The 25,150-nt window shown below is 36.5% G+C and carries 22 protein-coding genes; 8 read left to right on the forward strand and 14 right to left on the reverse strand.

Annotation, left to right across the window (positions count from 1 at the left end; translation table 11 throughout):
* The first annotated feature begins 42 nt into the window (after positions 1-42).
* Complete coding sequence (locus AsAng_RS04990; RefSeq protein WP_264791694.1) at positions 43-1,818, forward strand: DUF4139 domain-containing protein; 1,776 nt, start codon at positions 43-45, stop codon at positions 1,816-1,818.
* Between the two features lie 298 nt (positions 1,819-2,116).
* A complete protein-coding gene (coaD, locus tag AsAng_RS04995; RefSeq protein WP_264791695.1) occupies positions 2,117-2,584 on the forward strand; it encodes a pantetheine-phosphate adenylyltransferase in 468 nt (155 codons plus the stop codon).
* Positions 2,585-2,716: 132 nt separating this feature from the next.
* Here the strand turns inward: coaD and AsAng_RS05000 are convergent, their stop codons facing one another.
* Positions 2,717-3,439 (reverse strand): phosphatase PAP2 family protein, encoded by a 723-nt coding sequence (locus AsAng_RS05000; RefSeq protein WP_264791696.1) that lies wholly within the window; start codon positions 3,437-3,439, stop codon positions 2,717-2,719.
* Between the two features lie 633 nt (positions 3,440-4,072).
* Here AsAng_RS05000 and AsAng_RS05005 point away from each other — a divergent pair.
* On the forward strand, positions 4,073-6,112 hold the full coding sequence (locus tag AsAng_RS05005) for a T9SS type A sorting domain-containing protein (RefSeq protein WP_264791697.1): 2,040 nt from the start codon (positions 4,073-4,075) through the stop codon (positions 6,110-6,112).
* Between the two features lie 89 nt (positions 6,113-6,201).
* Here AsAng_RS05005 and AsAng_RS05010 read toward each other — a convergent pair whose 3' ends face one another.
* The 5 genes from AsAng_RS05010 to AsAng_RS05030 form a co-directional block, all read right to left on the reverse strand.
* Positions 6,202-6,792, reverse strand: coding sequence for a DUF4956 domain-containing protein (locus AsAng_RS05010; protein WP_264791698.1), 591 nt, complete (start codon positions 6,790-6,792; stop codon positions 6,202-6,204).
* A gap of 421 nt (positions 6,793-7,213) precedes the next feature.
* Positions 7,214-7,726 (reverse strand): DUF2628 domain-containing protein, encoded by a 513-nt coding sequence (locus AsAng_RS05015; RefSeq protein WP_264791699.1) that lies wholly within the window; start codon positions 7,724-7,726, stop codon positions 7,214-7,216.
* Between the two features lie 59 nt (positions 7,727-7,785).
* The gene (locus AsAng_RS05020; RefSeq protein WP_264791700.1) at positions 7,786-8,301 is read right to left on the reverse strand and encodes a DUF2628 domain-containing protein; all 516 of its coding nucleotides are present in this window, start codon (positions 8,299-8,301) and stop codon (positions 7,786-7,788) included.
* Between the two features lie 112 nt (positions 8,302-8,413).
* A complete protein-coding gene (gene sppA / locus AsAng_RS05025; protein ID WP_264791701.1) occupies positions 8,414-10,261 on the reverse strand; it encodes a signal peptide peptidase SppA in 1,848 nt (615 codons plus the stop codon).
* Positions 10,262-10,540: 279 nt separating this feature from the next.
* A complete protein-coding gene (locus AsAng_RS05030) occupies positions 10,541-11,485 on the reverse strand; it encodes an ADP-ribosylglycohydrolase family protein (protein WP_264791702.1) in 945 nt (314 codons plus the stop codon).
* A gap of 277 nt (positions 11,486-11,762) precedes the next feature.
* Here AsAng_RS05030 and AsAng_RS05035 point away from each other — a divergent pair, with 277 nt between their 5' ends.
* Entirely contained in the window at positions 11,763-13,406 is a 1,644-nt protein-coding gene (locus AsAng_RS05035; protein ID WP_264791703.1) for a lipase family protein, read from the forward strand.
* 95 nt (positions 13,407-13,501) lie between these two features.
* Here AsAng_RS05035 and AsAng_RS05040 read toward each other — a convergent pair whose 3' ends face one another.
* The 3 genes from AsAng_RS05040 to AsAng_RS05050 form a co-directional block, all read right to left on the reverse strand.
* Positions 13,502-14,689, reverse strand: coding sequence for an acetyl-CoA C-acyltransferase (locus AsAng_RS05040; RefSeq protein ID WP_264791704.1), 1,188 nt, complete (start codon positions 14,687-14,689; stop codon positions 13,502-13,504).
* Between the two features lie 267 nt (positions 14,690-14,956).
* Positions 14,957-15,691, reverse strand: a complete 735-nt coding sequence (locus tag AsAng_RS05045; RefSeq protein WP_264791705.1) for a pyridoxine 5'-phosphate synthase — start codon at positions 15,689-15,691, stop codon at positions 14,957-14,959.
* Positions 15,692-15,767: 76 nt separating this feature from the next.
* Positions 15,768-16,628 (reverse strand): SDR family oxidoreductase, encoded by an 861-nt coding sequence (locus tag AsAng_RS05050; RefSeq protein WP_264791706.1) that lies wholly within the window; start codon positions 16,626-16,628, stop codon positions 15,768-15,770.
* Positions 16,629-16,972: 344 nt separating this feature from the next.
* Between AsAng_RS05050 and AsAng_RS05055 the strand changes: the two genes are divergently transcribed.
* Together AsAng_RS05055 and AsAng_RS05060 are read left to right on the forward strand one after the other, a co-directional pair.
* Positions 16,973-17,548, forward strand: a complete 576-nt coding sequence (locus tag AsAng_RS05055) for a Crp/Fnr family transcriptional regulator (RefSeq protein WP_264791707.1) — start codon at positions 16,973-16,975, stop codon at positions 17,546-17,548.
* A 143-nt stretch (positions 17,549-17,691) separates the two neighbouring features.
* On the forward strand, positions 17,692-18,078 hold the full coding sequence (locus AsAng_RS05060) for a DUF5367 domain-containing protein (protein WP_264791708.1): 387 nt from the start codon (positions 17,692-17,694) through the stop codon (positions 18,076-18,078).
* Positions 18,079-18,174: 96 nt separating this feature from the next.
* Here AsAng_RS05060 and AsAng_RS05065 read toward each other — a convergent pair whose 3' ends face one another.
* The 4 genes from AsAng_RS05065 to AsAng_RS05080 form a co-directional block, all read right to left on the reverse strand.
* Positions 18,175-18,720, reverse strand: coding sequence for a YbhB/YbcL family Raf kinase inhibitor-like protein (locus AsAng_RS05065; RefSeq protein WP_264791709.1), 546 nt, complete (start codon positions 18,718-18,720; stop codon positions 18,175-18,177).
* Between the two features lie 90 nt (positions 18,721-18,810).
* Entirely contained in the window at positions 18,811-19,722 is a 912-nt protein-coding gene (locus AsAng_RS05070; RefSeq protein ID WP_264791710.1) for a helix-turn-helix domain-containing protein, read from the reverse strand.
* 101 nt (positions 19,723-19,823) lie between these two features.
* The gene (locus AsAng_RS05075) at positions 19,824-20,342 is read right to left on the reverse strand and encodes an NADPH-dependent FMN reductase (RefSeq protein WP_264791711.1); all 519 of its coding nucleotides are present in this window, start codon (positions 20,340-20,342) and stop codon (positions 19,824-19,826) included.
* A 68-nt stretch (positions 20,343-20,410) separates the two neighbouring features.
* The gene (locus AsAng_RS05080) at positions 20,411-20,860 is read right to left on the reverse strand and encodes a MarR family winged helix-turn-helix transcriptional regulator (protein ID WP_264791712.1); all 450 of its coding nucleotides are present in this window, start codon (positions 20,858-20,860) and stop codon (positions 20,411-20,413) included.
* 459 nt (positions 20,861-21,319) lie between these two features.
* Here AsAng_RS05080 and AsAng_RS05085 point away from each other — a divergent pair, with 459 nt between their 5' ends.
* Entirely contained in the window at positions 21,320-23,620 is a 2,301-nt protein-coding gene (locus AsAng_RS05085; protein WP_264791713.1) for an acyl-CoA dehydrogenase family protein, read from the forward strand.
* A 76-nt stretch (positions 23,621-23,696) separates the two neighbouring features.
* Entirely contained in the window at positions 23,697-24,164 is a 468-nt protein-coding gene (locus AsAng_RS05090; protein ID WP_264791714.1) for a GNAT family N-acetyltransferase, read from the forward strand.
* Between the two features lie 222 nt (positions 24,165-24,386).
* On the opposite strand, the gene AsAng_RS05095 is transcribed toward AsAng_RS05090, so the two are convergent.
* Positions 24,387-24,920, reverse strand: a complete 534-nt coding sequence (locus AsAng_RS05095) for a DUF4442 domain-containing protein (protein WP_264791715.1) — start codon at positions 24,918-24,920, stop codon at positions 24,387-24,389.
* Positions 24,921-25,150 lie beyond the last annotated feature (230 nt).

The following is a 25,150-nucleotide window of genomic DNA, read 5'->3' on the forward strand; positions in this document are numbered from 1 at the left end:
CGAATGTAAAGAATTTCCTAATCCATCATTTAAAAGCAAGTTATGCAAAACCTTAAAATTCTAGGATTAATCTTAGTAATAGCGAGTAATGTGTTTGCCCAAGAAGCAGAAACACGGGTAAAGTCAACAATTGAAGAGGTAATTGTCTACCAAAAAAATGCGAGAATTCTTCGAAAGGCAAAAGCTAATATTCCAGCAGGCAAAAGTGAATTGGTGTTAGAGCAATTGAGCCAAAAAATTCTCATCAATAGCATCCAAGTGAAGTTGAGCAACAAAAATGTTGCTTTGGTGTCTGCTGTTCCTAGAGTAAATTACCTCAAGCAAACAGAAGCTTCAGAACGTTATCAAACGATCAGTGATTCTATCCAATTGTTTGAGCGAGCACTTAGAGCATTAGCCCTAGATCAAAAAGTGGTTCAAATTACTAAGAAAACATTATTGGACAACAATCCTTTGGGGTCTTCCAAGAAAGAAGGTTTTACGGTGGAAGAAGTGAAGAAGGTAATGGAGTTTAAACGCAAGGAATTGGCAGCTTTGGAGAAGGAGTTACTAGAATTAGACTATAAAAGAAGGGAACTTCAACAAAAAGAAGCGATGTTAAGACGGCAATTGAATGTCTTATCAAATGCTCGAAGTAAGCCTTCTGGGGAAATTGTTTTGCAGTTGCAAGCGGCTGCTCAAGTGGCAACAGATATTGAGGTGGTTTATGTCGTAACGAATGCGGGATGGCGCCCCTTATACGATCTGAAATCGGAAGGAGTGGGCAAGCCTTTGGAATTGGTTTACAAAGCGCATGTTTATCAATCTACTGGTTTTGATTGGGAACAAATTAAGTTGAGTTTGTCTTCTAGCGATCCTTCTCTAAGTCATGATCGCCCTATTCTCAACCCCTTAAAACTAAATTTGTTGGCGAGCCATTACAAAGCAAAAAAGAAAAAGGGCAATACCTATATTCAATACCAAGGTTCTGGCAATGTGGTGTTGGATGAAGAGTTTATTCGGAATAATCCACAAAGAAATTTGACGGGGATTATTGCTTCTGGAGCAACGGTTAATAGTGTAGATAAGGGAGAGGCAATCAACTCCAATGGTTCACGATCTGCTTCTAATGATATTTATATTAATGGAGCGCCTATTATTGGGGTACAAGAGGTTGTCGTTGATGATATAATACTGAATTTTGACAATGAAGATTTATTGGCGAATGGCAATCATACGATAGAGTTTGATTTGGCTTTGTTGCAAGATATTCCGAGCGATGGAGAAAAGCACATCGTAGAAGTTAAGCGCCATGAAATGGAGGTGAATTATGAATATCATATTGTTCCTAAAATAGATAAGGGGGCTTTTTTGTTGGCAAAAATTACAAATTATGGACAGTATAATTTGTTGAGTGGAAATGCCAATATCTTTTTTGAAGGGGTTTATTTGGGGCAGTCTTATTTAAATTCTAAAAGCACGATGGATACCTTATTGCTGTCTTTGGGACGGGATGAAAAGATTAGTGTAAAAAGAGAAAAGCTAAAGAGTGTGCGGAAGGAAAATGGTTCGCTTACCAAAGAAAGACTAGGTTTTGAAATTAGTGTGCGCAACAATAAGAGTGAGTCAATAGATATTAATGTATTGGATCAAATCCCTGTTTCTAAAAACAAAGAGTTGGAAATTAAATTATTAGAAAGTACAGGGGCTATCTTTTATGCTCCTTATGGTTCTTTGCGTTGGCGAAAAACACTCAAACCCAATCTAACTGAAAAACTGAAGTTTGAATACGAGGTGAAGTATCCAAAAGGGAGAGGGGTTTCAAAAGTAAATGGCTAGGTCTAAGGATTATCTTTCTTTATCAATTGCTGAATCCTAAAAAGGCAGTATATTAGTGTTTTAATCTAAAATATAATGATATAGGTTGTGTGTTTATCTAAAAAAGGCAACTTATATCTTTTCATAGGGCTTTCCTATAAAAATGTTTACACAAAATTGTTGTCTGATTATCAAATAATCAAATCGGTAAATTTTCAAATTAACGCCAAAAGTGAATAATTAAAACACTGATTTTGAGTGGTTGTATTTTTTATAGGAAAACCCTTTATCTTTTCATTTCAATTAAAGCATCATTAGAATGAGAATAGCTGTATTTGCGGGGTCTTTTGATCCTGTTACTAAGGGGCATGTCGATATTGTTAAACGTGCGATTCCTCTATTTGATAAAATTATTGTGGCAATGGGAATCAACTCTGCCAAACGCTATTTTTTTGAGACAGAACAACGAATTGCTTTTTTGGAGGCTGCTTATGAGCAGGAGCCTAAGGTTGAGATTGATACTTATGAGCAATTAACGGCTTTTTATTGTAAAGAGAAGGGCGCTAATTTTTTGTTGAGAGGGTTAAGGAATTCTACCGATTTTAATTATGAAAATACCATTGCCAATTTAAATTCTACCATTGGAGAAAACCTAGAAACGGTATTTTTAATGGCAGATCCGCAATATTCTTGTTACAGTTCTACTGTGGTTCGAGAGATTATTAAGGGAGGAGGGGATGCAAGCATCTTTTTGCCTGCAAGAGTCGTGGCTTTGCTCGAACAGTAGTTTTATACTAGTTGATAATTTTATTACTCTGTTGATTTTTATGTTTTTTATAAAAATCAACAGAGTATTATAGTTTACAATAGGAACCCATTGCTTATTGAAGGAGCCTAGGTAGTAAATTATCAAATAAAACTAGGTTGAAAACATATAATTTAGGGCAACAAATTGAGACAAGAAACCAACAAAATAGCCTCCATAAATATCAGAAGTTTGGTGTGCCCCCAATAATAATCGAGAAGTTCCGACCAATCCACAACTTAAAATTCCAAAAATAAATAAGTTCTCTGCTCCAGCATAGCTTCGGGCGATAATGATAATTAGCATCGCCAAAAAACCGCCCATGCCTACCGTGTGCATGCTTATTTTGGTAAATAAATTAATAAAAAAGGCAACAAACAAAGCGATGGTTGCTCCTAGGGTAAATATCTTGATCTCTAAAGGAAGGCTGGTGTTGTAATTGTTTTGTGCAACCATTGCCATATAGAACATCCCCGTTAAAACATAAGGAATTTTACGCTCATCTTGGGTGTCCAAAGCAAGGCTTCGAATCATTCCTAATCCTCTCATTAAAAGAACCCCCACTAAAGGAATAATACAACTAAAAAGCACTAAATTAATAAACCAAATGCCTTTTGAGGTATTGCTAGTCACTACAAATATTCGTGAAGTACTGGCCTCTCCAAACAAAAAAGGATTAAAATACGCCAATAAAATATAGGCATAACTCAATAAAAACAAGGGGTGAAAAACCATAGAAATCACCTGTGCTACGAGTTGGAACGGTAGCGGAATAATAGCTTGAAAACGTTTTGCTATAGCAAGTCTGTATTCTTCTGAATTTGTGTTTGTTGGCATGCTGAAATTGGCAAGAAAATGATATAGTTGGTTATAAAAGGACAATATACAGAAAAGGAGATAAAGGCAAAAATTAAGGAGGGGCTTATTTGGTTTTTCCATAGAAATCGTGGTTTTAGAAGAAAGTCATAGGTAATAAGTCGTAAGTCCTGTATTTACAGGAACTAAGCATACGACTTATTACCTATGACTATAACAAAAGTAGTGATAAGCAGACAGGGTAGTTTATTATTATACACGATTAGCTTCGCTGCTAGGTTAGCTAGTGCGCTATCGCTTATGAAGCTCCCTGAGGTCGGTTCGTTATCACTCGTGAGCCAGCAAGCTGGGTTCTGCGTGGTTACTGCGTGAGCCTACGGGTTGTCAAAGAACCATATTTTTTATAACATTTCTAGCTAAAAAAATCGCCTAAAATCGACCAACTTCTTTTTGCTCCAAAACGCTGCCTAGAGGTTGCTAAAAAATTAAAAGACGAAAAACTAGAATGATACAAGCACTTCCAAAAAAAGATGGTGCCCAAAAGCAGATTTCTGTATTTTGGAACGAACTACTTATTACACGAGTGCGGTAAAAAACCTTATTAGTGGGATGAGTAGGGGCGTATATTATATTATGTATTCTAAAAACAAGTCTATGCATTTAAACGTTACAAAAATTCTTGGCACCTTAATGGTTATCGCTTATACCAATTTATTGACGGCACAAATAAGCCCTTGGGGAACGGGTATGATTAACAATCAATTGATTGATACCTTAGATAATTCATCGGTTGTCTTTGCCTCACAATCGGGCTGGGGGAACAATGGTTATTATCCCGATCCCAATAGTTTATTGCCAACGTATACTTATGATATTTACATTCCACCAAGTTATGATGGTACAGAGCCTTATGGTTTGGTTACGTTTATCAATTCTGGAAACAATGGCGGCTTGTTCCCCCAATGGCGAGCGGTTTTAGATGAAAAAAAATTGATCTACATTGCTGGAGATAATATTGGTAATTCCATCAATGTTAACATTAGAATGGGGGTAGCAATGGCGGCAGTATACCGTTTGAAAGAAGTGCTGAATATTGATAGTACTCGCATTTATACCTCTGGCAATTCGGGAGGCGCTAGAATGTCTACGGTTTTGGCTTATACTTATCCTGAGTGGTTTTTTGGTTCTTTTCCGAATTGTGGATCTTCTTACCCTAGGGAAGTGGCGCAAGATTATGAAACTCAAAATCCCAATAGCCATTATGAATATACCATTCCTTTTACTACTGCCGACCTGAATTATATTCGTTCATTTGATAGACGTTATGGCATTTTAACCTCTTACGATGATTTTAGAGAAGGGGATATTATGAATATTTATCACAATGGTATGGTAGAAGATGGAATTAAAGGAAAGTTTTTGGAAACGGCAGGTCCGCATTGCGCTACGACCACAGAGCATTTTAGAGATGCCGTGAATTTTGTTGAGCATCCGCACATTCAGTGGGTAGAAGATAATTTTGATGCCAGTCCCGTCAAAGGAAATGGATTTAAACGGAGGAATGCTACGGTTCAGAATGGCCAACTTCTTCTTCAACATGCTGGAGCTTCTAAGGCAAGGGCTTATTCCAGAGATCCATTTATTTGGAACGAAGCCAAAGGGAGTATTTTTTCAACTAGCGTACAATGTGATACTGCTACCTTTAATCAAAATAGCAAATTTCATATTGGGCTAGTTTCTTTTGAGGATGCTGAGTTGTTTTGTGAGGAACTTGGAACCGAAGTTCGCCCAGGAATTCCCAATATATTAAGCACAATTGTTTACGATAATACAACGCCTAGTTTATTGGTTGTGGTAGAAAACCCAAATAAAGGATTGGTGAGCGACACTATTTTTCAGGCGACGTTTTCAGATTGGACGATTAAGGATACCTTAGCTATTAAATACCACATGTGGGATCAAGAGATTCGAATGGAGTTTGGGCGGCATATGAATGCCCCCGTCATTTCAAGTACAGGGGCTAAATTATTGGACGATGATCGTTCTATTCGGATTCGTTGGGCTGACTTTGGTTTGGGGGGAAGTTATTGGGGAAACACCGCTTGGCAAACGGGGACTTTACTGACTTTTGCTTCAGAAGCGATAGATAGTACTAAAAATAGCACTTTTATGAGCTTGGAAAACGTGAATATTGTTTCGGCAGATACCACTAATATTTTACAAGTGCCAGAGGAGTCCATCTTGATGGTGCAAAACAACGATACCTTGGTGGCACCAGACGATAGAGGACCTTACCAGTGGTACTTAAATGGGGTCGCAATCCAAGGGGCAGTAGGGAATCAATTAGAAGTAACTCAAAATGGGAATTATACCGTCAGTGCTTATACTGGAACCAATTGCGAAGTATTGTCTAATCTAATTACTATGACAGTAGTTGGAACTTCATATCAGTACGTTAAGGACAAGTTCAATTTGTATCCCAATCCAAATCAAGGTTCTTTTACCATTGAAACAGATTTTTATCCCGTAGAGCTAGAAATTACCAATGCTTTGGGGCAATCTATTCAACGGAGTACCATTAATACTGCTGTTCATTCTGTGGATCTAAAACAGGTTAGCAAAGGGATTTATTTTATAAAAATCAAAGATAAAAAATCGTTGGAGGAGCAAATTCGAAAGGTAATTGTTCATTGATTTTATGTGGTGTGGTTTTATGTATAGATAATTTGAAGATGATTCACATCGTTTCATCTTCAAATTGTTACATTTTTAAACAACACTTACTATTGCGTATAAGAAATAATGATCTGAACATTTTTGTTGGAATAGTTGATCTTTCCAATTTTTAAATGAACAATCTTTAGTCCTGTACGGTCTTCAAGATCAGCAATTAATTGATCTGTTTGAAAAGATTGAATGCTATTAATTGAAGTGACAATAGTTGTTTGTTGGAGCTTTTTTTGAGGAAGCCAAAAATATTCAAAAAGGAAGATTAAACCAATGGTAAAACTGTTTACAATCGACAATTCTACAAGCGATATTTTATTAGCAGCTAATGAATTAATCACACTTAGTCCAATGACTGTAAATAGGTAGGTCATTTCCTTGATTTCGATGGTATCTGTTCGGTATCGAATAATTCCTAAGATAGCAAATAAGCCCAAGCCCATCCCTGTATCAATGTCTAGCTTTTTTAAGCAAAAGCAGAGAAAGAAGGTGATAAAACCAATTAGATAGTAAGTGAAGATATAGGATTTCTTTGGATTATTGGGGTAGTACAGTAATCGAACAATAATCGTAACCGATACAATATTGATGGATAGTCTTAATAACAGTTTGTAGACATCTGGGGTAAACCACGAAATTTCAGGCATAAATTTTATTTTTGATAAAAGACTCTTTCACTCTGATATACGACTTGCTAAGCGATTTAAATCATTTTATTATTAACAGAAAGAAGGTGGTGTATGAGATGAGGATAATTGGAGCGTAATAGTATAAACGAATAAAATGGGTAGCTTGTTAGCTTTTTTTTGTATTGGGGCGCAAAATAAGCAAATATTGTAGTACTTGGAGAAATTATCTAAATAAAATAATGTTCCTTGAGTTTAATACTCCGTTAATTTTTTGCTTTTTTTAGTTCGCTATGCTCATGAGAATAGTTGTAAAAAAGCAAAAAAACATCTTGTATTCGATTGATTATCAAATAATTAACACTTTAATTGATGGAATCGCATCATTTTGATAATCAATTGAATACGATTTTTTAACGGAGTAATGTGAGTTCCCAAAGTATTAATAAAAGAAGATGAGATAATAAAGAGAATTGATCAGCCCAATACCAATTTGGTTCATAAAGAATAGCACAAAGACAGAAAAAAGACTGGTTTGCCCCGTTGCTTGAATTTCTCGGCGGCTAGTCTTTGGATTGGGATATTGTTGTTTGATTTGGGTGATTTTCTTTTGGGCATGATGATAATACAACCAATTTCCTAGTAGCCCACAGAAGATATAGGGCAGTGGATTGATGGGGAAATAGCGATAATAATTTAGAAGATAAGAGCTCATGGCAAGGTTCAAAACCTGAAAGACAAGAACGCAGCCAATGGCATACCGATACATTTTGCGATAAACGAACCAATAAACATTAAAAACTAGAGCAGGAATATTGAGGCTAATTTTAGCCGCTTGCCGTTCAAATTTTTGCCATTGAGCAAGATAATAATCTGCTCTAGGACCAATAAAAAGCTCCCAGTCTTCTTCTTCGGGGCTTAGGTAGGTTTCTAGTTGTTCGTCTAATATTTCCATGAATTGTTAACGTTTATTATTCTGCTTAAAACCAAGAGCAACCAACGCAGTATAAAAGCTTATAAGGTGCCATAAAGGTGTTGAAAACTGAATGATATTCCCATCAATACCAACCCAATAACAATAGGGAAAACTAAATCGGTATTGCCTGCTGCAATAATTGCTTTCTCTTGTTCTGTTTGACTGAGGTGCTGTGCTTTTATGGCTTGAATCTTTTTTTGAGCATGATTATAATAAATATAATTGGCAAAAAGCCCCCATGCAATAAAAATGAGAAAAAAGAAGGCAGCTAATAAAGCTTGAAATTGCTGTCCGATTCCCAACAAGGTGGGAATATACTCTACTATTAAGCTACGACCTACTGCCAGTATCAAATAAACAGCATACATTTTTCGGTACCCCGCCCAAGCTACCCAAAGGAAAAATGCAGGAATATTAAAGTGCATATATTTGCCGTCTTGTATTTTTCGCCATATCGGAATGTAATAATTGGCTTGGTCGCCAATAAAAAGATTCCAGTCTTGTTCTTGCTCCGTAAGGGTTTCTTTACTGATTGAATCATCCAAAATTTCCATATCAATAGATTTAGAGAGTTATAAAATGTAATAGAGCCTGTTTAAATATAAAATGGATCATACTCCTTTCAAAGTATGATCCATGCTTTTATTGTTAAACCTAGACTAAAACCTAGTTAATTTCAATCTCGTAAGGCAAACGCATTTGAATACCTTTCATTGACTTAAGTTCTTTAACAGTTTTTAGCAGGTCGTTATACTCGCTATATTCACTAGCAGTAAGAGAAGATTTAAATTCTTGGAGCAATTTGGTTTTTGCCTCTCCATCTTCTGAATCTTCGCCTAGTGCAGCCAATATTTTTTCTTCAAAACTCTTTGTTTTAGGATAGCTAACTACTCGGTAATTGTCTTCAGACAAATTAGCTAAGCCAGCAACCGATTTAACAGCGTCATTCAGTCCTCCCAATTGATCTACCAAACCAATTTCAAGGGCAGTGGTTCCAAGCCATACACGACCTTGAGCAACACTATCAACCGCTTCCATGCTCATACCACGACCTTCGCTAACTCTTGTTTTGAAGGTGGTATAAACCTGATCGACACCATCTTGAATAATTTTGCCTTCTTCCTCGCTAAATTCAAAGAAAGTACCAAAGCTAGACATCATAGAATACTTACCAATTTTGACGGTATCCATAGTTAACCCAAGATGATCTTCATAGAGTCCTCTCATATTAGGAATCATGCCAAATACGCCAATAGAACCTGTAATGGTACGATCTTCTGCAAAAATACGCTCAGAGTTAGAAGCAATATAATAACCTCCAGAAGCAGCAACATCACCCATAGAAGTAACCACACGGATTCCTTGTTCTTTTGCTTTTTCTAGTTCTCTCCAGATAATGTCAGAAGCCAAAGCACTACCACCACCAGAATTAACACGCATAACAATTGCTTTTACATCTTCGTCCTTGCGTAATTTTCGGATAATGCTAGCGTATTTATCACCACCAATCGAACCTTTATCACCTTGACCATCTACGATAGAACCTTCTGCATAAATGACAGCCACTTTGTCGGTAGCATCTAATTTATTAAGTTTGTCTTTGTTGATCGATAAGTATTTCTTTAGGCTAACGACTTCAATTTCGTCCTCTTCAGCAGTCCCTAATTTTTCACGCAATTCATCAAGTACTTCATCTTTATATTTAGTAGCGTCTACTAGCTTATGTGTAACAGCATCTTTGGGTTCTCTAATCAAAGCATTGTCAGCAATACGGAACAATTCATCGGCACCAATATTACGAGCTACAGCCAAATCCTCTAGATACATATCATACATTCCACTCATGTATTCTGACACCTGTTTGCGATTTTCTGGGGTCATGTTTTTGCGGCGGAAAGGCTCTGTGGCAGATTTAAATTTACCTGCGTAGAAGATTTGAGCAGTAACGCCTAATTTATCCATCAAACCTTTGAAGTACATCATTTGAGCAGAAAAACCTACAAATGAAAAACCACCTTGAGGATGTAGATAAATAGGATCTGCTACAGAAGCATAATAGTAGCTTTTTTGGTTGTAATTGGTTGAATAAGCCATTACAAATTTACCTGCTTCTTTAAATTCTAGCAATTTGTTGCGCAATACTTTTGAAGAAGCCCAACCAACAGGAACAGAACTTAAATCTAAGTAAATTCCTTTGATGTTGTCATCTTCCATTGCCAAATCAATCAACTCACAAGTATTGGTTAGACCAATATCTTCATTGAGCATGCTTTCAAAATCATAAGAATTGTCAGGAACGTTATTAGACAACTCAGGAATAGGTTTGTTTAGGGTTAATTTTAGAACTGTATTGGGTTTGATGCTGGGCGAACTACTTTGGGACGCTTGGTATCCCACAAAAACAAAACCTCCAACAATTACCCCAAGGGCCATGAGTGTTCCTAGACAAGAGGTGAAAAAAAGTTTAATAAAGCCAACCTTCGCTTTGACAATTTGAGGTTTCTCCGAACTCATATTTATATTATTTTTTAGATGATTTTAAGTGTGTAAAAAAATAAGCTACTAAAATACTGCTTTGTAACTAATTCTTAGTCTTTTTATTTAGATATTTTATTGGAATCAAAATATATGAATAAAAAATCAACACAACTGTCAGTTTTAATTACCATAAATATTAAATTTTTGTTCCAGATAATGGGCTTACTTAGACTAATGGCTTAATATTATCTGCGAACGGCGATTTTTATTATAAAAATATTATTTGGATTAAGATATTAAAAACTCCAAATCGTTTTATTGGGCTTCCAATTTATCGTCTAGGCGTTCTATTAAATCCAAAATATCATTCAAACGAGCTAAATAAGAGATCCAAGTTAGTGGAATTCCTGATTCGCCATATAGAATTCCAGCCAATCCTCCTGTTATTGCTCCTGTAGTGTCAGTATCTCGACCAAGGTTGACAGCAGAAAGTACCGTCTCAGAATAATTGTTGCCATTTAGGAGGCACCAAAAACTAGCTTCTAGGCTGTCTATAACATAGCCACCAGAGTTGATTTGATTTTTAGGCAGTTGGGCAAGCTGTTTAGGTGCTTGAAAAATTCTATGGAAGGAATGAAGGTCTCCTTCTAGAAAGGATTGAGTCGTTGTAAAGCCATTTACTAAATCAAGCATCAATTGATAAGCTTTCCATTTGTCATGTCCTTCTAATAACAAACGGGCATACTCCAAATAAATGAAGCAAGCAAAACAAGCAACAAAGTGTCCATGGGTTAATGCTGAGACAGCACGAGTGATTTTCCAACGTTGGTTAATAGGAAGTTCTTTAGTGTAAAACAGGAGTGGAAGGATACGCATTAGGGAACCGTTTCCATTACTTTGTCTATCTTTTCCTCCAGCCTGCGTTGGTTCAATTTGTTGGGTTTCTAGCCGAATAATTGCTTGCCGAGTGGTATTGCCCATATCAAAGACATTCTTATAAGGCGTCCAATAAGCTTGGCGATACCAGCGAACAAAACGATCTCCCAAATCCCTTAAATCATAGCCTTGGGCAAGTGTTTCCATCAAACAAAAAGTCATTGTGCTATCGTCAGACCAAGTTCCTTTGGGCTGCTTATGGGTTCCAAACTCACGCATGATTTTAACAGGATTTTTTTGGAGCATCTCCCGACTCATAAATTCGACAGGAACGCCTAGGGCATCTCCTACAGCCAGACCTAATATAGCGGATTTTAAGTTCATAGTTTGATTTTAGTATCGTATGGAGCGTTATAAATACCCTCTTGACAGTGTGAAAAGTGCAAATTTTTATAGAATGATAGGATAACAAGTAATTAAGCGAATTAGTTTCAGTGGAAAATTGACCAATTGATCTTAAATAAAAAACTACCCCTTTCTAGGTAGGAACGGATTACCTTTTTAAGGGGATTAATAAATGGTCTTAATCTTATAGGTTTGTAGGGCAGTAAATAGACAAGTACTGAAATTTTTATTATACACCTCATAAAAAAATAAAATCATGTCAACAAAATTAAAATACAGCCCAGAAGAGAGACAACTTTATCTACTCAACATGTTTGCTAATGTGAATAGTGGATATATTCCTATTGGTTTGTCAGCGAAAAAAAATATGGATAGACTCATTAATTGTACCAATTCTATTCAAAAGATATTGGAGAACGATGAAATAAAAAAAACAGTAGGAACATGGGAGCTGGTTTGGGGACCTTTTATTAGTTGCTCCAAAATGGATGTTTCCCAAAAAGACCATTTAGCGTTTGCTAAATCATTAGCGGCAATAAAGGCGGAAAGAAATAATCTTGAAAGTAATACTAACGTAGAGGGGGAGCAGAATTTTAAGTTGGAAGACGAGCTGGGTTTTGGCAGTACGCTAGGTTTTGGAGGTTTGATGGGGAATGTTGGAAATTTGCTAAATGAGGCAGCACCATCAGAAGAGTTGGGGGAAGAGAATAGAAGGAGGGGATTATATCAAGTCACTGATAATACTATGTATGTTATTAAATGTGTTAAACAGCCAGATGATGTCAAGGATGGACCAGATTATTTTATTGGAATAGCAGGAACGAATTCGGTCTCACCATTTGGTTGGTTTAAAGAAGATTTTGATGTTGCTACCATGAAAAAGTGGGAAGATGTGCTGGGTAATTTTGGCGAAAAACTACCTCAAGATGGCGGTGCTATTTCTAAAGCAAGTTGGCAAGGTTTGCAGCAACTTTGGAACATGGGACAAGAAAAACCTGTATTAACAGAAGCGGATAAAGCAGTAGGTCGTGAATATGGAAAGAATGAAACTGCAAAAAAAGAACCGCTTTGGGATTTTATCAAGAGCTTGGATACAACCGCAAAAATTGCAATAAGTGGCCACAGTTTAGGTGGAGCACTTGCCCCTGTTTTGGCTACGGTATTGGCAGATAAGATGACGGCAGCAAAAATGAAACATACGATTACGGTATTGGCTACTGCTGGACCTACTCCTGGCGATCAGACTTTTATTAACCATCTGCATGCTAAAGTAGCTAATTATAAAGCTATTTATAATGAAATTGATGTCGTTCCTCAGGCGTGGATAAATAAAGATCTAAAAGCTGCTGCTGCTTTTTATCCTAAAGCGTATAGTTTTGATCCAACTAAATTCCCATTATCCAATAATAATATTATAGTAAATCGATTTATGGAATGGGCTGGAAGTCTTGCGGATAACAAATATGCTAGAAAAGCGTCTAATGAAATACCGAATCATGCATTTGAAATCAAGACTTGGAATGAAGGGAAATTAGAGGGTTTACCTGAAAAAAAGCTAATAGGTGTACTGAATAGCCTTAGTTCTGCTTTAGCTTTAGCTTCCAAAGCTTCCAAAAAATCCTTTGAACAAATTTGCGGTAGAAAAGTTACCGATAATGAGATAAAAGAATTCTGTGCCTTTTTAATTTATTTAGGGCTACAACATGTATTGGCTTATACAGGCAGAAATGGTTTTGAAGTTCAAAAAGCTATGAGCAAAATGACTAAAATTGTTGCTCCTTTTAAAGAAAAGCCAGCGGGGAATTTCTTGGTCGGGTATCTCTCGCTTCAATATATTCTAACTCCTTTAATAAAAACAGTAGCCAAGTGGGCAGCACAATACCAAGATGTAACGAGCTAAAAAAAGAGTGATTACATAAGATGGATCAACTAGAAAAAAAATAGCCTCAGCATTTGCTGAGGCTATTTTTATAAGGATTAAGATCGGAATGGGTGTTATACCAATTCTACTAACATAGCAGAAGCACCGCCACCACCATTACAAATACCAGCAAGACCAATCTTTCCGCCTTTTTGTTTTAGGGCAGACAATAAAGTAACAACGATTCTACAACCAGAAACACCAATAGGATGTCCCATAGAAACAGCACCACCAAATACATTTACTTTATCGTGGCTAAGCCCTAGTTCTTTCATATTTGCCAAAGCAACAACAGAAAACGCCTCATTGATTTCAAACAAATCAACATCTTCGATCGCAACACCTGCTTTTTGAGCCGCTTTAGGCATTGCCAAAGCAGGAGTAGTTGTAAACCAAACAGGCTCTTGAGCAGCATCTGCAAAGCTTCTAATTTTTGCGATAGGTTGTAGCCCTAGTTCTTCTACTTTTTCTTTGCTCATCAAAACAACAGCAGCAGCACCATCGTTGATTTTTGAAGCATTGATAGCCGAAACAGTACCGTCTTTTTTGAAGACTGCACGCCCTTTTTGAACGCTAGCCAAATCCGTAATACGTTTGTTATCTACCTCTTCATCTCTACTGACAATGATTGGATCTTTTCTACGTTGAGGAACGCTTACAGGAACGATTTCATCGTTGAACCAACCATTTTCGTAAGCAGCTCTAGCACGCTCATAAGAAGCAAAAGCATAAGCATCTTGCTCCTCTTTAGTGATGTTTTTGCCCTCTGCACAAACTTCACCACAAACACCCATCATGTTACCATCATAAGGATCTTGTAGACCATCTCTAACAATTGCATCAATCATTTGACCATTGCCATAACGGATACCTGTACGACCAGAAGGAATATAGTGAGGAGCTTGAGACATACTTTCCATTCCTCCAACAACAACAACATCATTGTCACCCAACATAATAGACTGAGCACCCAACATCATTGCTTTCATTCCAGAAGAACATACTTTATTGATGGTTGTACAAGGAACTGTATTTGGAATACCAGAAGCCAAAGCTACTTGTTTGGCAGGCGCTTGTCCTGTATTGGCTGTCAAAACACAACCCATATATACTTCACCAATTTGATCTGCGCTAATTCCTGCACGTTCAATAGCACCTGTAATTGCAGTTTTCCCCAAGTCAATAACATTGACAGAAGACAATACACCACCCAAATTTCCAATAGGAGTTCTTGCAACAGATACAATATATACTTCTTTCATGATTGTAATTTTCTTATAGTAAAAAAAATATTGTTCTAAAATTTGGCACAAAACTACAAAAAAACTTGGATTGTACCTATTCTATATTACAAAAACAGATAGAATAATGAATGGTTGTTAAAGACAGGATAAAAATTTAATGCGTTGTTGCTGCTCACTATGTTTAGCTCCGAACTTACTTTGTGGTGTTACTAGTTTCTCGCAACCTCGCTAATAAAAAACGTAAGAAATAGCTATTTTTTGAAAATGTCCAAAGGCTACCAATATTTAAACTAAATCTTTGATGCTAAGCCGTTCTAAATACATTTGTACCGTATTTTGTAGCCCATAATACAAGGAATCTACCACCAACGCATGACCAATAGAAACCTCTAATAAGGCAGGAACCTGTTCTTGGAAATAACGTAAATTATCTAGATTCAAATCATGTCCAGCATTGATGCCGAGTCCTATTTCTTGAGCAATTTTAGCGCCTTTTACATAGGGAGCAATAGCAGCAGCTCTATCCTTGTGGTAATTGGCGGCATAGGGACCTGTATAAAATTCAATTCTATCTGCCCCAACTTTCTTTGCACCTTCAATTAATTCCGCAACAGGATCGCAAAAAATAGAAACGCGAATGCCCTTAGCCTTTAATGCCCCAATTGTTTCTGTTAGAAAGGAAGCATGTGTGATTGTATCCCAGCCACTATCCGAGGTTAGTGCATTTTCTGCATCGGGAACCAAGGTGCACTGATCGGGGCAATTTTTCAAGACCATATCCATAAATTTTTGAGGACGAGGGTTGCCTTCAATATTAAACTCCGTAGTGGTAATGGCTTTGAGTTGAGGAATATCGGCATAAGTAATGTGCCGTTCATCAGGGCGAGGGTGTACGGTAATGCCCTCTGCACCAAAAGCTTCAATGTCTTTGGATACTTGTACCAGATCAGGATAATTACTTCCTCTAGCATTTCGGATCAATGCAATTTTATTAACGTTAACGCTAAGACGTGTTTTCATATATTAAGCCTATTTTTTTGTAACAATACCAAGCCGCAAAGATAATATTAGTTGGGTATTCTACGATTTTTAATCTTTATTTTTTGGTCAATCCTAAGCGTTTCCCAATGGCATTGGTTATTATTTTGGTCGGCAACAAACGAGGCAGAATCCAGTTTTTTAATTTTCCATAAACAAGTGGATAACGGAGCTTAGGTGTAGGCGTTTCAATAATTTTTGCCATCATTTCCCCAAATTCTTTTTGTTCAAAACCTTCGGTAGAAACTTTGTTAATGAAATGCTGAAATTTTTGAGCAGCAGATTTATAATCTGTATTTTTATAAGCCTCAAAGTCATCCTGTTCTGCTTTGTCCCAGATAGGGGTTTTGACGACACCAGGACCAATCACAACAACATCAATTCCATATAATAATAACTCGATACGCATGGTGTTAGAAATAGCTTCTACAGCATGTTTGCTAGCGCAGTAAGGTCCCATAAAAGGATTGGAGATTTTTCCTGCAACGGAACTGATATTGAGAATACGTCCAGGGGGATGTGGGCAGTCCTTTTTTGCTCCCAACAAAGGCAAAAAGGCTTGTGTTGTACTCACCAAACCAATGACATTCACTTCCATTTGCCAACGCAAATCATCCAAGGGCAGGTGCATCATCGGTCCGCCAACAGCTATTCCTGCATTGTTGATTAAAGCATAAAGCCCTTCTGTACCTATTATTTGCTCCACTCTAGCGGCTTCTCGTTTGACGGCATCTGCTTGCGTAACATCAAAAATTAAAGCTTCGAATTGTTCTCCAAATTCTTGACTTAATTTATCCGCATCTGCCTGTTTACGAACAGAACCAAAAACTCGATACCCTTTTTTTATCAAGGCTTGTGTAGTAGCGTAACCAATGCCTGTAGAAGCACCTGTAATGACAACATTTTTACTTTTTTTCATAAAATGATTCTTTTGGGATGAAGTTAGGTTGCCAAATTACAAAATATAATATCTATTTTTGAATCTTATTTAGATTATGCGTGTCATTCCAGTTATTATTGAGGGAGGATTCTTTAAGCAATTTCATTCTTTGAGCAATCGTGCAGTATATGCTAAAAAGGGGTAAGTTTTTAACTACTTTTTTTAGAAGAAAGTAATAAGTCGTATGCTTAGTTCCTGTAAATACAGAGCATACGACTTATAACTTAAAACAAAAGCAGCAATAAGCAGGCAAGATAGTTTTTTATTCCACACGATTTGTTAAATAACCAGCAACTTTATTGTACAGCAACAAAAACAAAACAATGACTTCTATAATAGTTGATTATATCTCTAATTTTGTGGATTTGGACGAACGTGAAATTTCTGCAATTAAAGAGGGAATACCAATAAAAAATTTTAAAAAAGGAACTATTCTTTTGAGAGAAGGACAGGTTTCTAAAATGGCGTTTTTTAACCTAAAAGGTTGTGTAAGATCCTATGGCTTGTTTAATGGCGAAGAAAAAACAACTTTTTTTTATCTTGAAAATCGTTTTATAACCTCTATGAGGAGCTTTACGCAACAAGTTCCTGCGGCACATTACTTGGAATGTATAGAAGATTGCACCTTGGGGCTATTGTCTTATGATACTGAAAAAAGGCTACTCCAAACCTTTCCAAAATTCGAATTTTTATCTCGATTGTTGTTAGAGGAAGAGTTGGGAAATTATCAAGAGATGTTGTCTTCTTATATTATGACCAATCCAGAAAGAAGATACCTAAATTTAATACAGAATCACCCCGAATTAAAGGAACGAATTCCCCAATATCATTTGGCAACTTATTTGGGGATTACACCTGAATCCCTGAGCAGAATTAGAAAAAGACTTAGCACAAAATAATTTATTAACCTAAGTCAATTGCTAGCAATTTTGTGCCCACTAAATTTGAATTCTATTTTATAAACATAAGTAACGAAGCAAGACGAATACTTGTAAATTTAAGGCCTAATTAATTGGGCTTCGTTACCTGAAAAAACGATGAAATGAATTATCAAAATTTTAGTGTGTTATTGGGTTTTTTAGTTTGGTTGTTGGCAACGATTGTTTTTAGTGTTTGGGGGCATTATTTTTTTTTAGTTGAAAATGAACTGGTGATCTTGGCATTTTATAGTTTAGTGGTACCGCTGTTAGCGCTATTGATCTACGGGGTATTTACAAAGTATCAATTGTCTAAAGAAGAAAGAAGGCATAGCGCTGTATTGATGGCTTTGCCAGGGATGTTATTGGACACCTTTTGTATTCGCTCCCATTATTTGGTCTTTCCAAATTTTTCAACCGAGCAAATGTTGGGCTTAAGTGCTTGGCTACTTTGGGTTTATTTTGTGGTGTTGCTATTGGGCGTACTGGTTGGTCGAGGAGCGGCTAAATAGTAAGAATGGAATGGAGGACGAGTAACAAAATAGAAGCATCTTGCCTTCATGCCCTCCATTCTATAAAATTACTTTTTATAAAGAGGTTTTTACCCACTACATACGCTCATAATATACCACCAAAGATGCTTTTTGAATGGCATTGGCATTGAGGTAATAACCCACCAAAGCAGGGTTCGAACTGCTCGCCAAATTTAAGGTAGGCGTTTTTAGGGCATAAACAGTGATGATGTATTGATGAACGCCATCTTTTTTAGGAGGACAAGGACCACCATAACCTGTTTTTCCATAATCTGTTAAACTTTGAACAACGCCCTCTGGCATCAAATCCAGCGTTATATTTCCTGCATTGCTTTTTAGGACATTGACCGTTTTCGGAATATCAAAAACGACCCAATGCCACCAGCCACTGCCTGTTGGAGCATCTGGATCATACATGGTAATGGCAAAACTTTGAGTGCCAACAGGGGCATTCTCCCAACTGAGTTGAGGAGAGGTGTTTTTTCCTGTACAACCAAAGCCATCAAAGACCTCTTTGTTGGTAGCTTGTCCTCCTAAATCGGTACTTTTGAGTGTAAATGTTTGCGCAAAGCTTAAGTTGGCAATCAAAAGAAAAGAAAGGCTAATCATTAAATATTTCATGCGAATTTGTTTTAATTAATAAAGCCGCAAGTTAGCCCTTATTGCTATCGAATGGTTAGACTAAACAGTTCTTAAATTGTTGCAAATCGGTCATTGCATTGTTGAAGAGAATTTTTTCTGATATTGTTTGGGAGATTGACCAAATTCTTTTTTGAATGCTTGGGAAAAACTAGAAAAATTTTCAAAACCAACTTCCATATAAATTTGACTGGGTGTTTTTTGTAGGCTGGATAACAATTGCTTGGCTTTTTGAAGCCGTTTTTGTTGAAACCATTTGGCAGGTGAGGCGTTATAGCGTTGTTTAAATTTTCGTTTGAAAGTAGATACGCTCATATGCGCTAAAAATGCCAATTCTTCAACGGTTAATTTAGTGTTTATGTGCTTTTTTACAATTTGCTCAAAATTTAGATCCACTTCAGAGGGATAAGCAGAACGAAAAAAATTCAAAAGAGGATGACCTTTTTGATGAATTAAATACAACATTAATTCTTTGATTTTTAATTGAACCAAATTTTCATGGAGCAAACTATTGGATTTTTTTAAGAGTAAAATAGATTGTACAAAATTCTGGGTATAATCGTCGGTTTCCAATAAGAAAAAGTTATCCTGATTATGATTAGGAATTGCTTCTAAATCATACTGAGATAATATAGTGCTGATAAGGCTAGGGGAGAAGAAGCAAAGTAAACTTTTGTAAGATTGGTTTTGAGATAGCTTTTCCGTCATTAAACAATGGCTTGGTTTTATCAGAACGAGTTTGGATGCATTGACTTGAACCGAATCTTCTAGCGTGTTTAATTGCTTGGTTCCTTCTAATACAAAGTTGAATAGAAAGCCAGATAGTTTGATTTTACTTTTTATGCTCTCTTGGCTACTTTGGTATACCTTGATAAACGTGCTATCCAGCAATTGTTCATGCTGTTCTGGAAGGAAAAACTGAGGAATTTCTATTGTTTTCACTGGCATAGTAGATAAAGGATCGATTTTATTGCAGATCAGCATATTGGATGCTTTTGTGCTAAGCATTTATGTAAAAATAAAAAAAAGGCTGCAAATTAATTGCAGCCTCTTTTAGAAAGAAGATTTTTTTTGAAAATGGTAGTTTAGAGCAAGTCCAAAATAGCCTTTAAAGCAGTTTTGTCTTCTTCAAATTTTAAATGGTTATCCTCGTCTACTTTGTCAAAAAAGCTACCTAAACTATAGGTGCCTACAATTGTAGCCCCCCAATAGGGAATGACTGCGCTTAGTTTTCCCAAACTGCTGGCTCCACCATTTTTGCCAGGAGAAGTGCTTAATAATGCAACTTTTTTGTCTTGCAAAAACTTTTGACCATCGGTACGAGATAACCAGTCGAGTATGTTTTTTAAGAATGCAGGAGGAAGCCCATTGTGTTCAGGAGAAGAAAGAATAACACTATCATAACCTTGTATCAAATCATATAATTTTTGGATATTGGTGGGAATTCCACTTGCTTTTTCAATATCTGAGCTATAGATAGGCGCATCATAATCTCTTAAGTCAATGACATCTATGCCGTCTATTAATTGAGTTGTTGCTAAAATTAATTTTTGATTGATAGACGTTGAACTATTGCTGCCAGAGAATGCGAGTATTTTTTTCATAGTAGATGGTATTTTATAGATGTTTGAACATTAATTGTAATTACAAATTTAAGAGCAAAAAAATAGACTTATTGCCTCATTTTGTCTAACAAAAGACTTAATTGAGTCGCCTCTTTTTGACTTAAGTTATTTTTGATGATTTCATTGGTATTAATGGATGAATTTAATTGATTGAGTAACTTAATTCCAGCTGAGGTGATTTTTATATCAATCATTCTTCTATTGATAGGGTTGGTAGAGCGCTCTACATAATTTAGTTTGTGGAGTTTATCCAGTAATCGAGTTAAATCTCCTCGTTTGTTGAGCAGAACAGCTTTAATATCACTAGGGCAAGCTGCCTCAGGATATCGACCATTTAGAATACGTAATATATTATAGTGTTGATCATTTATTTGATGAGGTTTAAGAATGGATAAAAGCTGATCACGAAAGTAATGACTCGTAAAGTGTAAGTTTATTAAAGCTTTTTGCCATTCATTTTCAAAACTTTTCTGTTTTATTTCGTTGTTAATATTCATTTTAAATGTTTATACATTAAATGTAGTTACAAATGTATACTAAAACAATTGTAACTACAACTATTTCTAAAAAAAATAAAAAAAAATCTAAAAATAAGTTGAGCGCTCAATGCATTAATGCTTTCATTTTAATGATTGTACAGCTTGTAATGCTCACTTTTAATAAGATATTCTTATCTTGATTTGAGCGCTTGTTATTTTTTTTGAGATAAAAAACGCTATTTCGATAAGTTTATAAATAGAAGTTGTTTAAAAATGTTGTTGATTTTCGAGATCAAAGCTAGTAGTTATCGGGCAAAGCTCGTTTTTTGTTTCGTAGCTGGAAGCTACGGGGCTAAAAATAGCTGCCGATCCGATGGCTGCTATGGTTGGATCGCAGGTGTTAAGATCATTTTTAAACAACTTAATAATGTCTAACTATAGTGTATCATAATCAAAGAACATAAACCATTAAATGCTATGTCACTCAAAACATATTCTCCACAGGTTTCGGCATTGATTCCCTTATTTTATATTGGTTGGTCTGATGCTGTATTAAGTCCTAGTGAAATCGAATTAATTCAAAAAAAAATTACTGCTTTTGATTGGATAGAAGAAGCCGATAAAAAATTATTGACAACTTGGATGAACCCTCAAAATCCTCCTAGTGTAGCGTTGTATCAGGAATGGGCAACAACCATCGCCAATCTTGCCCCAAAGGTAAGTTCCAAAGAGCGGCAGTCTTTAGTTGATTTGGGTGTTGAAATGGCAAAAACTCAATCTACCGATCACAATTGGTTGACCACAGCAGTAATTGAAGCCCTGACAGAATTAGAAGAAGCAATCGGAGTAGTGAGTTTAGGGTGGCACCAAGAGCTACTAATGCAAGATGAGGCGGAAAAAGAACGGGAGCAGCCTTTTAGTGCTTCTAAAGTTGATGCCAAAAAAATGCAACAGATTTTGGACGATGACTATGCTGAAATTCGTAAGAATGTTTTTAAACTACTCCATGATCCAGTCTTTAATTTAGCAACGATTAGGGATAAAGAAACGTATCGAGAACAGGTGCTCGTATGGGTTAAATTATTGGCAGAACAGGGCTATGGAGCCTTGCACTTGCCTGTAGCCTATGGAGGTAAAAACGACATGGGAGCCTATGCCGCTGTTTTTGAAACCTTGGGGTATCACGATTTGAGTTTGGTCGTTAAATTTGGAGTTCAATTTGGGCTTTGGGGAGGAGCTGTTTTGTGGTTAGGAACAGAAAAACACCACGAACGTTACCTCAAAGATATTGGCAGTTTAAATTTACCAGGTTGCTTTGCTATGACAGAAACAGGACATGGTTCTAATGTTCGAGATTGTGAAACAACAGCAACCTACGATGCGCAGAAGGATGAAATCATTATTCATTCTCCAACTAAATCATCCGCAAAAGATTATATTGGCAATGCTGCGGTACATGGACAAATGGCGGCTGTTTTTGCTCAGTTAATTGTAAAGGGAGAAAACCATGGGGTGCATGCCATCTTGGTTGATATAAGGGATAAAAATGGTAAAATAGCAGAAGGCGTGACGATTGAAGATTGTGCCTACAAGTTGGGCTTAAATGGGGTTGACAATGGGCGAATTTGGTTTAACCAAGTAAGAGTGCCTCGTTTTAATTTGCTCAATCGTTTTGGAAATATTGATGAAAATGGTAATTATTCTAGTCCTATAGAACAAAAATCCAAGCGATTTTTTACGATGTTAGGAACCTTGGTTGGTGGTAGAATGTGTGTGCCTAGAGCTGGTTTAAGCGCAGCCAAAGCGAGTTTGACGATTGCGATTCGTTATGCGTTACAGCGCAGGCAGTTTGGGGATAAAGGCAAGGAAGAAATGCTAATTATGGATTATCCCACCCATCAAAGGCGTTTAATGCCTGCTTTGGCAAAAGCCTATGCACTGGATTTTGCCTTAACTTATCTAACGCAACGTTTTTCCAATCGAACAGAGCAGGATATGCGGGAAATTGAAACCTTAGCTGCTGGTTTAAAGTCGGTTGCAACTTGGTATACCACGCACACCATTCAAGCCTGTCGAGAGGCTTGTGGAGGCAAAGGCTATTTAGCAGAAAATCGTTTTGCAGATTTTAAGGCAGATTCAGATATTTTTACCACTTTTGAGGGAGATAATACCGTCTTGATGCAGTTGGTCGCAAAGGGCGTTTTGGGCGATTTTAATAAGGAAATTGTCAGTGGGGGGTGGTTAGGAATGGTTAATTTTGCAGCCGAGCGTTTTGTGTCTACGCTTCGGGAAAAGAATTTTATCAATACCTATAATACCGATGAAGGACATTTAAAAGATGCGAGTTTCCAGTTGGAAGCCTTTCAGTATAGAGAGCGTGATTTGATGGTTTCTGTCGGTCAACGATTGCGTAAATTTATAAAAAGAGGGATTCCTTCTTACCAAGCCTTTTTGCGTTGTCAAACACATTTGGTAGAAGTTGCTCATGCTTTTGTGGATCGAGTTATATTAGAACAATTTATGGCTCAAATAGACGCCTGTGAAGATGAAACTACCCAAAAAACACTCAAAATGCTTTGTGATTTGTATGCCTTACATACCATTGAAACGAATAAAGGCTGGTATTTAGAGCAAGGTTGTTTGTCGGGGGCAAAAACACGAGCCATTCGCCGAGTAGTGGATAAGCTTTGTAAGGAGTTGCGAAATGATGCCTTGGAATTGGTAGAAGGCTTTGGTATTCCTAATGCCTGTTTGGCAGCTCCAATTGCTATGCTTTAGGAGGTGATTAAGTGGACGGCTCTAATTAACGGAGTATTAATTTATAATACTTGCAAAAAAAAACAAAAATACAACAATGAATTATACCATAAGAGTAGCAAATGAAGATGATTTTGCTTCTATTTTAGCCTTGATTAAAGAATTGGCAGTGTTTGAAAATGCACCAGAAAAAGTGGTGAATTCGGTAGAACAAATGAAAGCCGAGCAAGATTTATTTCACTGTTTTGTTGTTGAAAATACTGCAAAAGAAATTATTGGAATGGCGCTGTATTACTTTGCCTATTATACTTGGGTTGGCAAGTCGCTGTACCTAGATGATTTGTACATCAATGAGCAGTATAGAGGGCATGGGATAGGCTCAGAACTGTTAAAAAAGATATTTGAAGTGGCTAAAAATACCAATTGCAAAAGAGTGCGTTGGCAAGTCTTAAACTGGAATACTCCAGCTATTGATTTGTACAAAAAATGCGGTGCTGATTTGGATAATGAGTGGAGCAATTGCGATTTTGATGCAAAGGGAATTCAAGAATTTGAAATTGCATAACATTTTACCAGTAGAGTATTGAGTGAATTCAACCAAATATGATTCTCAAACAGCCATCTATCGTACTAGGGAAGATTTGCCGAAAAACTAGGTCAGTATAATTAACTCGACAAAGTAACCATCCCTAGGGATGGTTAGCTACTAGTGTACTTTGTCCATTTTTTGTGAGCTCGCAAAGCTCGGTTTTATGTATTTTAGTGGAGTACTGTTTCTTATAAAACACTATTGCTTTACCTTGAACGACCACGTAAATTTAAATCTAGAAACTTCTACTTCATTGCCATTTTGATCTATTTGGGTTCCAATACTTAACATGGTTATTGTTCGCCCTTCACCTGTTTCAATAGCTTCTCGAACGGCTTGAATAACTTTGTCTCCATCTGAACAAGTAAAAGTAGCTGTTCGGTTGGCTTTTTTACCATAAGAGCCTTCCATGTGCGTAATCAGCATAGATATTTTTCCTCTGCCTTGAAGTGCTAACATGGCCAATGCACCAGTAGACATTTCAGCAGCAGCAGCTTGGGCAGCAAAATAAGTAGATTTGAATGGATTTTGAGAACGCCAGCTATATGGAACCGTTACTTTTGCTTCTTGGGGACTGACAGAACGCACTCGAACCCCCATAAAAAGGGCTGAAGGCAGTTTGAATAATAGAAAAATGCGTTGTAAAATAGGATTCTTAAGCTGTTTGATATATTTTTTTATATTGGGATTGCTTTGATCAAATGGTAATGTTACTGTGTTTGATGATGCCATTCGTAGATAATTTGTACTATTTTAAATTTAATATTGAATTCTATTTTTTTATTAAAAATATTTAGTGTTATTGATTTGATTATTAGAAGCTGCTGCGTTATTTTTTTATGATTTATACCCTTGACTTAAAAATTTCTAGTAAAAAATAAAAAAAAAATAATGTAGAAGTTAACACTTTTTTTTACATAAAAAAAGACCCTTTAATGCAACAATTTTAGGCTATTGATTAC

Origin of the sequence: Aureispira anguillae, assembly GCF_026000115.1 — a bacterium.
GTDB classification, from domain to species: domain Bacteria; phylum Bacteroidota; class Bacteroidia; order Chitinophagales; family Saprospiraceae; genus Aureispira; species Aureispira anguillae.

Bases quoted from the DNA above. Each gene is read 5' to 3' on its own strand.
- AsAng_RS05060 (WP_264791708.1), top strand. From the start codon at position 17,692: ATGAATTATCAAAATTTTAGTGTGTTATTGGGTTTTTTAGTTTGGTTG.
- AsAng_RS05005 (WP_264791697.1), top strand. From the start codon at position 4,073: ATGCATTTAAACGTTACAAAAATTCTTGGCACCTTAATGGTTATCGCT.
- AsAng_RS05095 (WP_264791715.1), bottom strand. From the start codon at position 24,920: ATGGCATCATCAAACACAGTAACATTACCATTTGATCAAAGCAATCCC.
- AsAng_RS05085 (WP_264791713.1), top strand. From the start codon at position 21,320: ATGTCACTCAAAACATATTCTCCACAGGTTTCGGCATTGATTCCCTTA.
- AsAng_RS05020 (WP_264791700.1), bottom strand. From the start codon at position 8,301: ATGGAAATTTTGGATGATTCAATCAGTAAAGAAACCCTTACGGAGCAA.
- AsAng_RS05000 (WP_264791696.1), bottom strand. From the start codon at position 3,439: ATGCCAACAAACACAAATTCAGAAGAATACAGACTTGCTATAGCAAAA.
- AsAng_RS05090 (WP_264791714.1), top strand. From the start codon at position 23,697: ATGAATTATACCATAAGAGTAGCAAATGAAGATGATTTTGCTTCTATT.
- AsAng_RS04990 (WP_264791694.1), top strand. From the start codon at position 43: ATGCAAAACCTTAAAATTCTAGGATTAATCTTAGTAATAGCGAGTAAT.
- AsAng_RS05050 (WP_264791706.1), bottom strand. From the start codon at position 16,628: ATGAAAAAAAGTAAAAATGTTGTCATTACAGGTGCTTCTACAGGCATT.
- AsAng_RS05010 (WP_264791698.1), bottom strand. From the start codon at position 6,792: ATGCCTGAAATTTCGTGGTTTACCCCAGATGTCTACAAACTGTTATTA.
- AsAng_RS05030 (WP_264791702.1), bottom strand. From the start codon at position 11,485: ATGAACTTAAAATCCGCTATATTAGGTCTGGCTGTAGGAGATGCCCTA.
- AsAng_RS05045 (WP_264791705.1), bottom strand. From the start codon at position 15,691: ATGAAAACACGTCTTAGCGTTAACGTTAATAAAATTGCATTGATCCGA.
- AsAng_RS05080 (WP_264791712.1), bottom strand. From the start codon at position 20,860: ATGAATATTAACAACGAAATAAAACAGAAAAGTTTTGAAAATGAATGG.
- AsAng_RS05055 (WP_264791707.1), top strand. From the start codon at position 16,973: ATGACTTCTATAATAGTTGATTATATCTCTAATTTTGTGGATTTGGAC.
- AsAng_RS05015 (WP_264791699.1), bottom strand. From the start codon at position 7,726: ATGGAAATATTAGACGAACAACTAGAAACCTACCTAAGCCCCGAAGAA.
- AsAng_RS05035 (WP_264791703.1), top strand. From the start codon at position 11,763: ATGTCAACAAAATTAAAATACAGCCCAGAAGAGAGACAACTTTATCTA.
- AsAng_RS05040 (WP_264791704.1), bottom strand. From the start codon at position 14,689: ATGAAAGAAGTATATATTGTATCTGTTGCAAGAACTCCTATTGGAAAT.
- AsAng_RS05075 (WP_264791711.1), bottom strand. From the start codon at position 20,342: ATGAAAAAAATACTCGCATTCTCTGGCAGCAATAGTTCAACGTCTATC.
- AsAng_RS05065 (WP_264791709.1), bottom strand. From the start codon at position 18,720: ATGAAATATTTAATGATTAGCCTTTCTTTTCTTTTGATTGCCAACTTA.
- coaD (WP_264791695.1), top strand. From the start codon at position 2,117: ATGAGAATAGCTGTATTTGCGGGGTCTTTTGATCCTGTTACTAAGGGG.
- AsAng_RS05070 (WP_264791710.1), bottom strand. From the start codon at position 19,722: ATGCTGATCTGCAATAAAATCGATCCTTTATCTACTATGCCAGTGAAA.
- sppA (WP_264791701.1), bottom strand. From the start codon at position 10,261: ATGAGTTCGGAGAAACCTCAAATTGTCAAAGCGAAGGTTGGCTTTATT.